Origin of the sequence: Paenibacillus radicis (ex Gao et al. 2016) (genome assembly GCF_014641555.1) — a bacterium.
Lineage (GTDB): Bacteria > Bacillota > Bacilli > Paenibacillales > Paenibacillaceae > Pristimantibacillus > Pristimantibacillus radicis.
In genome coordinates this window covers 461,676-474,761 of sequence record NZ_BMHY01000004.1, presented here as the reverse complement: position 1 = coordinate 474,761, position 13,086 = coordinate 461,676, and the positions used below count along the sequence as shown (strand labels likewise).

At 48.5% G+C, this 13,086-nt stretch carries 13 protein-coding genes; 12 read left to right on the top strand and 1 reads right to left on the bottom strand.

Annotation, left to right across the window (positions count from 1 at the left end; all coding sequences use genetic code 11):
• Positions 1-706 precede the first annotated feature (706 nt).
• Positions 707-1,270 (top strand): NUDIX hydrolase, encoded by a 564-nt coding sequence (locus IEX98_RS13810; RefSeq protein ID WP_188889761.1) that lies wholly within the window; start codon positions 707-709, stop codon positions 1,268-1,270.
• A gap of 165 nt (positions 1,271-1,435) precedes the next feature.
• Here the strand turns inward: IEX98_RS13810 and IEX98_RS13805 are convergent, their stop codons facing one another.
• On the bottom strand, positions 1,436-1,894 hold the full coding sequence (locus tag IEX98_RS13805) for a LysM peptidoglycan-binding domain-containing protein (RefSeq protein ID WP_188889760.1): 459 nt from the start codon (positions 1,892-1,894) through the stop codon (positions 1,436-1,438).
• 185 nt (positions 1,895-2,079) lie between these two features.
• Here IEX98_RS13805 and IEX98_RS13800 point away from each other — a divergent pair, with 185 nt between their 5' ends.
• From IEX98_RS13800 to IEX98_RS13750, 11 genes are all read left to right on the top strand, one after another.
• Positions 2,080-3,606 (top strand): FAD-dependent oxidoreductase, encoded by a 1,527-nt coding sequence (locus IEX98_RS13800; RefSeq protein WP_188889759.1) that lies wholly within the window; start codon positions 2,080-2,082, stop codon positions 3,604-3,606.
• A gap of 136 nt (positions 3,607-3,742) precedes the next feature.
• Complete coding sequence (locus tag IEX98_RS13795; protein ID WP_188889758.1) at positions 3,743-4,525, top strand: squalene/phytoene synthase family protein; 783 nt, start codon at positions 3,743-3,745, stop codon at positions 4,523-4,525.
• 179 nt (positions 4,526-4,704) lie between these two features.
• Positions 4,705-5,517 (top strand): molybdate ABC transporter substrate-binding protein, encoded by an 813-nt coding sequence (modA, locus tag IEX98_RS13790; RefSeq protein WP_188889861.1) that lies wholly within the window; start codon positions 4,705-4,707, stop codon positions 5,515-5,517.
• A gap of 188 nt (positions 5,518-5,705) precedes the next feature.
• Complete coding sequence (locus IEX98_RS13785) at positions 5,706-5,921, top strand: hypothetical protein (RefSeq protein ID WP_188889757.1); 216 nt, start codon at positions 5,706-5,708, stop codon at positions 5,919-5,921.
• A gap of 28 nt (positions 5,922-5,949) precedes the next feature.
• Positions 5,950-6,660, top strand: coding sequence for a hypothetical protein (locus tag IEX98_RS13780; RefSeq protein ID WP_188889756.1), 711 nt, complete (start codon positions 5,950-5,952; stop codon positions 6,658-6,660).
• A complete protein-coding gene (locus IEX98_RS13775) occupies positions 6,657-7,874 on the top strand; it encodes a glutathionylspermidine synthase family protein (RefSeq protein ID WP_188889755.1) in 1,218 nt (405 codons plus the stop codon). Before IEX98_RS13780 ends, IEX98_RS13775 begins: the two co-directional genes overlap by 4 nt.
• Complete coding sequence (locus IEX98_RS13770; RefSeq protein ID WP_188889754.1) at positions 7,871-8,500, top strand: hypothetical protein; 630 nt, start codon at positions 7,871-7,873, stop codon at positions 8,498-8,500. Before IEX98_RS13775 ends, IEX98_RS13770 begins: the two co-directional genes overlap by 4 nt.
• Entirely contained in the window at positions 8,497-8,886 is a 390-nt protein-coding gene (locus tag IEX98_RS13765) for a DUF350 domain-containing protein (RefSeq protein WP_188889860.1), read from the top strand. The genes IEX98_RS13770 and IEX98_RS13765 overlap by 4 nt, the downstream gene beginning before the upstream one ends.
• Before the next feature lie 101 nt (positions 8,887-8,987).
• A complete protein-coding gene (locus IEX98_RS13760) occupies positions 8,988-10,544 on the top strand; it encodes an ABC-F family ATP-binding cassette domain-containing protein (RefSeq protein ID WP_188889753.1) in 1,557 nt (518 codons plus the stop codon).
• Between the two features lie 270 nt (positions 10,545-10,814).
• The gene (locus IEX98_RS13755; RefSeq protein ID WP_188889752.1) at positions 10,815-12,089 is read left to right on the top strand and encodes an Nramp family divalent metal transporter; all 1,275 of its coding nucleotides are present in this window, start codon (positions 10,815-10,817) and stop codon (positions 12,087-12,089) included.
• A gap of 259 nt (positions 12,090-12,348) precedes the next feature.
• Complete coding sequence (locus IEX98_RS13750) at positions 12,349-13,065, top strand: YebC/PmpR family DNA-binding transcriptional regulator (RefSeq protein ID WP_188889751.1); 717 nt, start codon at positions 12,349-12,351, stop codon at positions 13,063-13,065.
• Positions 13,066-13,086 lie beyond the last annotated feature (21 nt).

The window sequence follows — 13,086 nt, the reverse complement described above, 5'->3', positions numbered from 1 at the left end:
ATAGCGAAGTTAGATTCGCTGTTTGGGAAGCGGGTTCGCTATAAGCAGCAACTTATCTAATCAAAATGCATAACTGCATGTTGTTATCCATTTTATAGGAGATATAGCGCATCAAAATGTAAAAGTGCATTTTGAATGGTCTAAAAAGCATGGTTTGAGCGGAATTTAGTAATTTCAACTGTATTTTTGCATTTTGATGGCTGTTTGGAGCCTGTATATGGCTCATCAACCTGTACTTTTACATTTTGATTAAGTCTTGGGCCATTGAGGGCTCCACAAATTGAGAAGCGAGAGGTTAGTTAGTTCGATGAATCTGTTGTATCCATCAGTTAGTGGGAGGAGATCAGATGTTTTGGAGCATTAGTCATCGATGTCAGCTTTATAAGTAAGGTATGGCACGCTCCCCTAGGCTCTTCTAAATTCCGGCAGACCCATTCGGGTCTGTTTTTTTGTGCCTCACCACGGGCAGACCCGAGTGTGTGGTGTGGCTTTGCAAGATGACCGTAGAACGTGTGAAATGATGCAGTACAACGTTTCCAAATATTTGGCTGGCGATATGGACGAGCAAGGACTATCATGAATTTAGGAACGACAAGAAGCATGAGGTTAAGAATGAATAGCAAACAAACAAGTAAATCATAACTAGCATTTTATATGCAGCAAGGCATACAGCATAGGCAAAATGCAAAAGGACGGTTGAACGAAGATGTCGGTAAATTATTGCACAGTGTGCGGCCAGCCAATGGAAACTCGCGATATCGATGGTACGGCTCGCAGAGCTTGTACTTCTGAAAGCTGCGGACATGTCCATTGGGGCGATTATAGTGTTGGAGTAGGCGCGCTTGTTATGAAGGGAGATCGGATTCTGCTCGTTCGCCGGGCACAGGAACCGGGGAAAGGCTACTGGACGAATCCAGGCGGTTATATAGAACAGCTGGAATCGATCGATCAGACGGTCATTCGCGAGGTACTGGAGGAGTCAGGCGTTCATGCCAGCGTAAAAAGTATCGTAGCCGTACGAGACCAGCCGCGAAGCGTTCATAACGTCTATATCGCGTTTGATATGGAGTATATCGGGGGTGAGCCAATACCGGACGGCGTAGAGGTTGACCAGGCCGGATTTTTCACCTTGGAGGAAATGAAACAAATGAAGGTAGCCGAATTCACCCAATGGCTGATCGACGTAGCACTGAAACAACGCGCCGAAGGATTGACGGCTGATGATAATCCTGTTGTGCCGGGCAATGCCAGTGTATTTTTCAGAGCATAAAATTGACGTTTGAAGCGTTGTATAGAATCAGGTTGCAAAATGGGGCGCGTGTCTACCGTTGATGCAGCATTTTCATTGGATAAATATAAAGCAGCGTCTATCTCAACATGGATCAATGACCGTGCTGGGATAAACGCTGCTTTTTTGTTTTCGCGGAAATCGTAATTAGAACTGGCTGCCGTTGTAAGGCGAAGATGGTTTAATCGCTGTGTTGGCGCCAACATTCGCTGTATTCGCAGGCACTTCCATTTCCTTCTCAAAAAAAGATTTATGGCAGTGAAGATGCGAGATACGCGGCACATATACGTTGGTTCCAGGCTGAAGCGCGGCTTGTGCCGTCAATTCCGGATTGGCTTCTTCCAGGAACGCGCTAGGAATATTGTACATATGCGCTACGTGCTGAAGCGTTTCGCCGCCTTTTGCCTGATGCGTTGCATAATAAGGGTCGTTGCGGAACTCAGAATCTTCTCCCTCACGAAACGGAAAGAACGGGAAAGCAAATGGCGAGAAGAAGAAGAAGGGGAATAAAGAACGGCCTGGGAAAAACGGATGTGGAAACGGGCGAAACGGGGGACGGAAACCTCCACCGAAACCACCGCCAAAATGGTTAAAACCGCGATTCATAAGTAAGCCTCCATTACTGTATAGTCATTTGTCTATATAACCTATGACGAAATGGAAAAGTGGTTCATCGCCTAGTTTAAAATGGGCTTGTTTCCTTAAACGCAGCGTTTAGAAATACTGGGATATTTTGTGTGGAAACAGCGCAAGGTAAGTGTAGGAATACCTACTTAGGAGGCATGATTGCGATGACGGACCGACAAGCTTTACCGCAATTTCCACAGTCATATTGGATCGAGACTAGTAAGGAGAGACAGTCTTATCCCAAGCTGGATCGTGATTTGGATATCGACGTCGCTGTCATTGGCGGCGGCATTTCGGGCGTAACGACAGCTTACGTGCTTTCGCAGCAAGGATATAAAGTTGCGCTGATTGAAGCGGGCGAGCTGCTGGGCGGGACAACCGGCCATACAACGGCGAAAATAACGGCGCAGCATGATTTGATTTATGATGAGCTCATTTCCCAGCAAGGCAAGGAGCAGGCGGAGCTTTACTATCAGGCTGCGGAGGAAGCGGCTCGATTCATTAAACATACAATTGAAGAACATCGCATATCTTGCGGGTATTCCCATCAGAATGCCTATCTGACCGCTGATTCGGACGATGGCATCGAGAAGCTGAAAAAGGAATGGTCAGCATATCAGGAGCTTGGGATCAAGGGCGATTATCTGAACGAAGTACCGCTGAACATTCCATGTAAGGCTGCTCTTGTGATGCATAGCCAGGCTCAATTTCATCCGCTGGAATATTTAAGGTCGTTAATTGATCGGATTGCAGAGTCCGGCGGCATTATTTGTGAGCATACAACAGCAGTAGATCTTACGGAGGGCGAGCAGCCGGTCGTCCTAACGAACGAAGGACACAAAATTACGGCTCGCCATGTTGCGATCTGCACCCATTTTCCTTTCCATGACGGACTAGGGTTTTATTTTGCCAGAATGCATGCAGAACGCTCGTATGTTCTAGGTATTCAGACGGATGAGCGCTACCCCGGCGGCATTTATTTGAGCGCAGAAGAGCCAAAGCGTTCCATTCGTGTTACGGATCATCCTGACGATATCATTCTGATAGGCGGACAGAGTCATAAAGCGGGACAAGGCATGTGTACATTTAATCACTATGAAGCTCTGCAGGATTATGCGGAGCAGCATTTTAAGGTGAAAAAAATCGTTTACCGCTGGTCGGCTCAAGATCTCGTGACCGGTGACAAGCTCCCTTTCATCGGCCGGATCAAAGCCTCTACTCCAAATGTGTATGTAGCGACTGGCTTTCGAAAGTGGGGAATGACCACCGGTACCGCAGCTGCGCTGTTAATTCGCGACTTAATAGAAGGAACTGAAAATCGTTATGAAGAGCTGTTTGCTCCCTCCCGTGGAATGAACGCTGCCGCATGGAAAGATCTCATCGTTGAGAATCTGGACGTGGCTAAACATTTAATAAGCGGAAAGGTCAGCAGGCCGAAGCGCTGGGCAGAGGAGCTGGAAAACGGAGAAGGCAGCGTTGTCTTCGTGCATGGCAAAAAAGCAGGGGCGTATAGGGACACGGAAGGCAAGCTGCATCTAGTCGATACGACCTGTACCCATCTGGGCTGCGAGGTGGAATGGAATGACGGCGACCGAAGCTGGGATTGTCCTTGCCACGGCTCCCGATTCTCGATTGAGGGCGAAGTGATGGAAGGGCCAGCGGAAAAGCCATTGAAGAAGCTTACACTATAACCTAGGCGGGTGCGGGACCGAAGAAAGTCAAAATATTTAGGTCGACTTGGGCACAATCTCTATCCTATGGTATAGTAGAAGAAACGCTGACCTTTTATTGGAGGGAATTAACATTAATACCGAAGTCCTAGACGCAATGTCCATGCTGCAGAAAACCAGCCGAACCTTTTATATTCCGATAACCCGTCTGACGCCGGGGCTCAAGGAAGCGGTAAGCTCCGCTTATTTGTGCATGCGCGCCATCGATGAAATCGAGGATCACGAGGAGCTCGCCGATGCGCTCAAGGCAAAGCTTCTGTACGAAATACAGGACGCATTGCTTGCGCCAAACATGGCTGAGGCCGTTGAGCATACGTTTGCCCCGTATGCGCATCAGCTTCCGGAAGTGTCGCTGCGTCTAGTAGAATGGGTACAGCTATGCCCCGAGACCGCCAGAGACACAGTCATCCGCTATACGGCCAAGATGTCGAAGGAAATGGCCGAATGGGTGGAGGTGCAATGGCAAATCCGCACGGAAGCGGACTTGGACCGGTATACATATAGCGTAGCCGGCATGGTAGGCGAATTACTGTCGGAGCTGTGGCTATGGAACGACGGTACGGTTACAGATCGTGAGAAAGCGGTTGCTTTCGGCAGAGGTCTGCAGGCGGTCAACATATTGCGGAATCAGTCGGAGGACCAGCAGCGCGGCGTCAACTTCTTCCCGGAAGGTTGGGACTCGAAGGATATGATCAAGTATACGAAGCGCAATCTGAAGGTTGCCGATGCGTATATTGCCGAACTGAACAAGGGACCTGCACGGGATTTCTGCAAAATTCCGCTGCAGCTTGCACATGCAACGACCAAGCTGATTGCGGCTGGCGGCAGCAAGCTGACACGCGATGCGGTGTTGAAAATTGTGAACAAAATATCCGGTTAAAAACGCAGCATGAGCAGCCATTTTGGATGGTTGCTTTTTTTTCATACAAAATAGTTAACATAACTATAATTATGTTAACCTACATAGATAAAGCAACATGATTGACAATGCGCTTGAATATCATCGATAATAGCTAATTAGATCTCAATACATAGATAGGGGAGAGAAATACTGTGAAAATGAAAGGTAATATGCTTTGGTTCGCAATGCTCGCCATAGCCATTATGGTGACGGGCTGCAGCTCGAACAGCAAAACGCCAGCTAATCAAACTCAGCAAACGGCTGAGCCGTCTGCAAAAACGGTGGAATTAACGATATCAGCTGCCGCAAGCTTGACTGACGCTTTGAATGAGATCCAAGGTCTTTATGCGAAAAGCAATCCGGCTATTAAATTGAATTTCAATTTTGGCGCATCAGGTGCCCTGCAGCAGCAAATCGAGCAAGGCGCTCCGGCTGATCTGTTTCTGTCAGCCGCTCCGAAAAACATGAAGGCGCTCGTCGATAAGCAATTGATTGATGCGGATAAGCAAATCAACTTATTGAAAAACGAGCTGGTCGTTGTTGCGCCGGCTGATTCGAAGACGGCTCTTGCAAGCGTAAATGACTTGTCTAAAGCAGAAGTGAAAACAATCGCAATCGGTATTCCTGAGAGTGTTCCTGCTGGCAGCTATGCGAAAGAAGCGTTAACGAGTGCGAAACTCTGGGATGCGCTGCAATCCAAAAGCGTACAGGGCAAAGACGTACGCCAAGTGCTGCAATACGTCGAGACAGGCAACGCTGATGCCGGCTTCGTCTATAAGACGGATGCGTTAACCTCGCAAAAGGCCAAGATCGTGTTCGCCGTTGATCCGGCAAGCTATTCGCCAATCGAATATCCGATCGGTATCGTGAAAGCGACGAAGCATAATAAAGAAGCGGAAGACTTCTACGCATATCTGCAGACGAAAGAAGCGCTTGATGTCTTTGTGAAATACGGATTTTCTACCCAATAAATAGTCCCGGTTAATCCGGACATATCAGTCGAACATAGGCCTATCTGCGCGTAAGGAATCTCCTTCGTACGGATAGGCTTTTTTGTGCCTAAGAATGACTGTAAATTTTTCTTATTTACAAGATTTCCAAGTATAGTATGATGATAATCATGTGTGTAGGCTTTTTGGGAAATGGAGGAAATGATCGCATGGAAAGCGGAATGAAGGTAAATCTCATTGAAAAATTAGCTTCTGGCGGGTTGTTTACGCTGGACGAAAGACTTTGGAGCAAGGAAATGATTGAAGCGCTGCATCATGTCAATTATTTGACGATTAGCGGTACCGAATATGAAACCATTGAAGGGCGGCTCAATTTGGATCAAGGCGTAATGGAGCTGCTCGTTCAGAAAGTAACGAATCGCTAGCGGAATCGAAGAAAGGCGGGAGTCACGTATGGAAAACAAGGATGAAACAAATCGTCCCCTGAGCGACAAGCGGGAAGCGACGAACCGGTTCTTTACGAAAGAAGGAAAGCCGATCCGAGTGCTTTCTACCTCTCTTGGCATTGCGTTGATGGCGAATGCGCTGATCGGTCTTGCTCCTAGCACTCATGCCGCTGCCGAGACGACAAATGCCTCATCGGCTGAAGGGCCGGCTCTCATAGAATGGTCAACGGATGCGGTGAAGGCTTATTACGATCCTGCCGTAGATTGGAATATCCCGATTCTGCTGGCAGAGAGCGCGGGGGAAGAGAATGGATCGGGTGAAGGCGGCACCAGTGGTTCAGGTGGTACGACAGTCATTCATTCAGGTGGAGGGTTTGGCTGGAATGATTTGCTGCTCTATCACTTAATCTTCAACCGCGGCAATTCCTATTCGTCCGGCGCCTGGCACAACTCACACAATTCGTATTATCAAGGAAGCAGAACAGCCTACAAGCCAAAGTCTTATGATACAGATAAATTTCAAAATAAAGCAGTTGTCGGCTCTGCCGTTCGGCCGAAAACCTCGAATAAATCGGGCTCCATTACTAGACGTTCAACCTCTTCATCACCTGGAGGGATAGGCGGCAAATCAAGCGGCTTGAGCTCATCAGGCTCTGGCTCCAGCTTCAGCTCGTCTGGTTCAGGTCATAAAGCTTCAAGCGGCGGCTTCGGCGGATGACAACGAACAATAAGCAGAAGGCCTTCGAGGTTATCGGCAACCCAAGCGGCAATCGCGCTGCACTCGTAGCAGAGCTATCGTCGCTTGGATTCACCTGGGCTGATCTGGAAGGCGAGCCATACTGGATCGATCAGGCGGTCGCTATGCGCCGTGAGGTGTATGAAGAGCTGGAGGCAGCCGCAGCCAAGCTGTGGAGCGTCTTTGACCGTGCCTGCCGGTTTGTCCATGGCCGGCAAGATTTGTACGCGATGCTTGGCATACCGGAGCTGCTATGGCCTGCCTTGGACGCAGTTGAACTTCAGAGCGAAGGCGGCTTAATTAGCCGGTACGCGAGATTTGATTTTGCTATATCTGATGAAGGGATCATTCAGCTGCTAGAGCTGAATGCGGATACGCCAACCGGCTATGCTGAAGCAGCAGTCGCTACCCCTTGGCAATGTGAACGGCTTTCTCTGGATTCGCCTAATGTGCAGATGCAGGCTCTAGTAGCTGCCGCTTGGGCGGAAGAGGAGCCGGATACGGCTGCCTGTGCAGCTTATGGAGAGCATCTGGAGGATTCCGGCACGATTGATATGCTCGTTAAGCACAGTGGCCAACAGGTGGATTGCGTTGATTTATTGGAGCTGTGGGTCGATGAGGGCGTACTGAGGAAAAAAGACGGGCAGGCCATCGATCGTCTATTCGCCTTGTATCCGAAGGAATGGATGGCAATCGACGAGGGCGGCGAGGCATTGGCCTACGCGGTCGAAAGCGGACAACTGCAGCTTTTCAATTCTGTCCATTCGATTATTTTGCAATCCAAAGGGATGATGGCTCTCATCTGGGGACTGTATGAGCTGCATATGCTGTTTGACGCTGAGGAACGTTCAGCAATCGAGCGATACATGCTGCCCACTTATAATAAAGCGCTATTTGACGGGAGCTATGTATCCAAATCGATGTTCGGACGGGAAGGCGGCTCTGTCATGCTGTACGATGAACAAGGGAGCTTGGAAGTGAAGGATGAAGACGGCTTCGATACGAGCCGATTGTTCCCGCGGGTCTATCAGAAGCGAGCAGAGCTGGCTAAGATCGATCTGGAGGCAGGACAATTCAGTCTGCTTACAGGCATGTTCGTTATCAATGGCGTGCCATGCGGTTTGCTTGGACGCGCAGGCGGATTAATTACGGGCAATACAAGTCATTTTGTGGCGATAGGAGTGAAAGCTTCATGAGAAAAAGAAAGATAGCTTTACTATCGGCTATTCTTGCAACTGCCGTCATGCTGGGCGGATGCGGCACGTCATCAGGGGTCTGGTCCACTTCTAGCGGATCACCGGCAGAAGCATCAGCAGACGAGACACTGCTGCCTTGGGATTATCGGCTCGTTGAGAGCACCGTCGGGGATTTGATCGGCAGCGATATGGCCATTCTGCCCGACAACAAGCTGCTTCCGAACGATAACAACTATGCTACGAACGATAAAGTGTGGACGCTGCAGTATATGGAGGCGAAGATGACCGTCAATGCGGAAGGCCGTAATGCGGTTACGCTGACGGAATGGATGCCGATCAAATCGTTCAAAACGGAAAAAGAAGGCAAGCAGGATTTCGAGCTGCTCAAAGTGCAGCTCACAACGGAGGTTGACCTGGTAGGCGTATATAAAACCACTTATAAAGATGAGTCCCGTTATTTCGCAGTGCTTTCTTTGCCTACAGGAAACCAGATTAAGCAGCCAATTGATGAGAAGCGCTACACTAGCATGAAATCGATGAAGCAAGTAAACGTTTTATTGGAAGAAGTACATGATTACGAAAATTATGATTTGGCATACGCCAAATTCAGGGGGTGGGCGTCATAATCGCCATTAATATTATTATCAGTATCATTGTTATCGTCGCGCTGCAGTTGTTTGGCATGGTTATTTTCAGTTGGATTACGCCTTATAAGGATATGGAGGAGCTGAAGAAGGGGAATGTAGCTGCCGGTTTGGCGACGGGCGGGAAATTTCTTTCTACGGCTATCATTCTGGGCGTTGCGGCTTACACGAATACGTCCATCTGGCATATGATGCTCTGGTTTGCAGTCGGATATGCTTGTCTAGTACTCGCTTATTGGATTTTCGAGCTGGTGACTCCCGGCTTTAAAATTGGCGAAGAGCTGCGCAAAGGCAATACGGCGATCGGCATATTGCTTTGCTTCGTTTATATCGGCACAAGCTTTGCGATTAGCAGCCTAATCGTTTAACGATAATTAACGTTATTAATTTCACAAGAAACGTTGAGTTGCAGCACCTCTACCGCTTATAATATAACGGAGAAAAAAGTCTAACAGAAAAGGTGTCATAAATGAGCATTTTAAACGTAGAGCGATTAAGCCATGGCTTTGGGGACCGCGCGATCTTTAACGACGTTTCCTTCCGCCTGTTGAAGGGCGAGCACATCGGACTGATTGGCGCCAATGGCGAAGGCAAGTCCACATTCATGAATATTATTACCGGCAAGCTTCAGCCCGATGACGGCAAGGTGGAATGGTCCAAGCGGATGCGTGTCGGCTACTTGGATCAGCATGCAGTACTGAACAAAGGGATGACGATCCGTGACGTATTGAGAGGCGCGTTCCAGTACCTCTTCGATATGGAGAACGAAATGAACGACATGTACGGCCGTATGGGAGAAGTGTCGCCGGAGGAGCTAGAGCAGCTCCTTGAGGATGTAGGCACCATCCAAGATACACTGACGGCTCAAGATTTCTACATGATCGACGCCAAAGTCGATGAGACGGCGCGAGGTCTTGGCATTACCGATATCGGACTCGATAAAGACGTTAATGATCTGAGCGGCGGTCAGCGGACGAAGATTTTGCTGGCGAAGCTTCTGCTAGAGAAGCCAGACGTTCTTCTTCTGGACGAGCCTACCAACTATTTGGATGAGCAGCATATCGAGTGGCTGAAGCGTTATCTGCAGGAATACGAGAATGCCTTCATTCTCATCTCCCATGATATTCCGTTCCTCAACAGCGTTATCAACCTGATCTATCATATGGAAAATCAGGAACTGAACCGCTATGTCGGCGACTATGAGCACTTCCAGCAGGTGCATGAAATGAAAAAACAGCAGCTGGAATCGGCATTTAAGCGTCAGCAGCAGGAAATTTCCGAGCTGAAGGACTTCGTAGCCCGCAATAAAGCGAGCGTTGCGACGAGAAATATGGCGATGTCCCGGCAGAAGAAGCTCGACAAGATGGATGTTATCGAGCTGGCGAAGGAAAAGCCGAAGCCGCAATTCAATTTCAAGGACGGCCGCACATCGGGCAAGCTGATCTTCGAAGCGACAGAGCTTGTAATCGGCTACGACAGCCCGCTGTCCCGGCCGCTTAATCTCCGGATGGAACGCGGCCAGAAGATCGCTCTTGTCGGTGCGAACGGCATCGGTAAGACGACGCTTTTGCGCAGCATATTGGGCGAAATACAGGCTCTATCCGGAAATGTACAGTTGGGCGATTTGCTCAGCATCGGATACTTCGAGCAGGAGTCTAAGGATGCCAACTACAACACTTGCATCGAGGAAATTTGGAATGAATTTCCTTCCTACACTCAATTTGAAGTACGTGCTGCGCTGGCAAAATGCGGTTTGACAACCAAGCATATCGAGAGCAAGATTGCGGTGCTGAGCGGCGGCGAGAAGGCGAAGGTGCGCCTCTGCAAGCTGATCAACAACGAGACGAACCTGCTCGTGCTCGATGAGCCAACCAACCATTTGGACGTTGATGCAAAGGACGAGCTTAAGCGCGCTCTGAAGGCTTATAAAGGCAGCATTTTGCTTATCTCTCACGAACCTGAATTTTACCGTGATGTCGTTACGGAAACATGGAACTGTGAAACATGGACGACAAAAGTGTTTTAAATTTATTGTAAATACGGTAAGCCCGGCTGATCCCTCGATCAGCCGGGCTTTTTGCTGATCACCGGAACCTGCTAGGCGATGGCCGCATACGATAGGAGGCGGTCGTGGTTGAGGCACTTTATCAGAAGAGTGGAAAATGCTTGCAAAAACGAATAAACGACTGTTTACTTTTTTCGCCAAGAGGAATATAATCAACTTAAAAGTTGCACTAAGCCAACAAATATAGCTAAGGAAAACTTTTATATAAAAAGAGCTAAAGGAGGAGAGACTATGGCGAACAACAACAGTGTCGCGGCAACAAATAAACTCTCCGCAGAAATGGTGCTGAATCGCAAAGTGAAAGGCTTCAAACGGCTTCTTCCTTTTCTGGGTCCCGCATTTATCGCTGCGGTCGCTTACCTGGATCCCGGCAATTTCGCTACAAACATTACGGCAGGATCAAAGTATGGATACATGCTGCTATGGGTCATTGCGGCTTCGAACTTAATGGCTGTGCTTATTCAATCGCTATCTGCCAAACTTGGCATTGCAACGGGTAAAAATCTGCCCGAGGTTGCGAGAGACCGTTTTTCCAAGCCGGCGTCCTTCCTGTTATGGATTCAAAGTGAGATTGTCATCATTGCTACCGATCTTGCTGAGTTTTTAGGCGCCGCATTAGGACTATACTTATTGTTTGACATTCCGATGCTTCCCGCCGCATTAATTACCGCTGTCGGTTCCTTTGGCATATTGGAGCTGCAGCGAAGGGGAGTCAGAGCTTTCGAGGCAGGCATCGCGGTCATGATCTTCATGGTTGTTCTTGCCTTCACCTGCCAGGTCGTGCTTGCACAGCCTGACATGGGCGCAGTTGCAGCTGGCATAGTGACTCCTAAATTCGAGGGTGTCGACAGCGTGCTGCTTGCGGCAGGCATACTCGGTGCAACGGTAATGCCGCATGCAATTTATCTGCATTCCTCGTTGACTCAAAGACGCATTGTCGGCCGGGACGACCAGGAGAAAAAACGGATTTTCAAGCTGGAGTTTGTTGATATTATTATTGCAATGGTCATTGCCGGAGCAGTTAATATGGCGATGGTCGTTATTGCAGCCGCCTTGTTCTTCAAGAACGGTCTGATCGTCGAAGAGCTGGATGTCGCCTATCGTCAATTCGGCGAGCTGGTGGGGCCGGTTGCAGCCATTTCTTTCGGTTTGGCTCTGTTGATTGCCGGGCTCGCCAGTGCTTCGGTGGGAACGATGGCTGGGGATGTGGTCATGCAAGGATTTATTAAGCGCAGAATTAATCTCTACTTGAGGAGAGCCATCACTACAATTCCGCCGCTGTTAATCATCATGACCGGAGTTAATGCTACCAAAGCTTTGATTATGAGTCAGGTCGTACTCTCGTTCGGCATCGCATTCGCACTTATTCCGTTAATTATGTTTACGAGCAATCGAGAGCTAATGGGCGGTCTCGTTAACAAAAAGGTGACGACCATACTGGGCTGGATCATTGCTGCTATCGTCATCGTGCTTAATTTATTTCTTGTATACGAGAGCTTTACCTAACCACAACTGCAATTGTACAGATGTACGTGACAAAGGATCGTATCTGTCTTCGAGAACGGGGGAGAGATACGGTCCTTTTTTCTTTTTACCCATCTAAACGCGGACTTAAAATCCTTGTTGATATACATCATTCCAAGATAGAAGCAAGTCTTCGGCAGCAGTTGTGACGATTTCTTCTGCTAACCCTTTCGATATCGGTAAAAAATCGGTTATAATAGATAGAGTTGATGTACAAGTTCATGAAGAAAGTGGGAGCAGTATGGGTCGCAAGTGGAATAATATCAAAGAAAAGAAAGCGTCCAAGGACGCCAACACAAGTAAGATTTATGCTAAATTCGGTTTGGAGATTTATGTAGCCGCCAAGAAAGGCGAACCTGATCCTGAGTCCAACCGGGCGCTTAAGGTCGTACTTGAACGGGCGAAAACTTACAATTTGCCAAAAGCGATTATTGACCGCGCGATCGAGAAAGCCAAAGGAAGCGGCGACGAGAACTATGTTGAGCTTCGTTATGAAGGCTTCGGTCCTAGCGGTTCCATGGTCATTGTCGACTCGTTGACGAATAATGTGAACCGCACAGCTTCCACGGTACGCTCCGCCTTCACTAAAAACGGCGGAAATCTTGGTGTGAGCGGTTCGGTTGCTTATATGTTCGACTCGTCTGCCGTTATTGGCGTTCCAGATAAAACGCTCGATGAAGTTATTGAGATCTTACTGGAAGCCGATGTGGATGTACGCGACGTTACGGAAGAGGATGAGACCATTATGGTCTACGCCGATCCGGATCAATTCCATGCGGTACAAGAAGCATTCAAAAATGCGGGGATTACCGAATTTACGGTTGCCGAGCTGACGATGCTGGCTCAGAATGACGTAACACTTTCGGCTGACGCACAAGTCCAATTCGACAAACTGATCGATGCTTTGGAAGATCTGGAGGATGTTCAACAGGTTTATCATAACGTCGAATTTGAATAAGCCATACAGGCCTAATAAGGA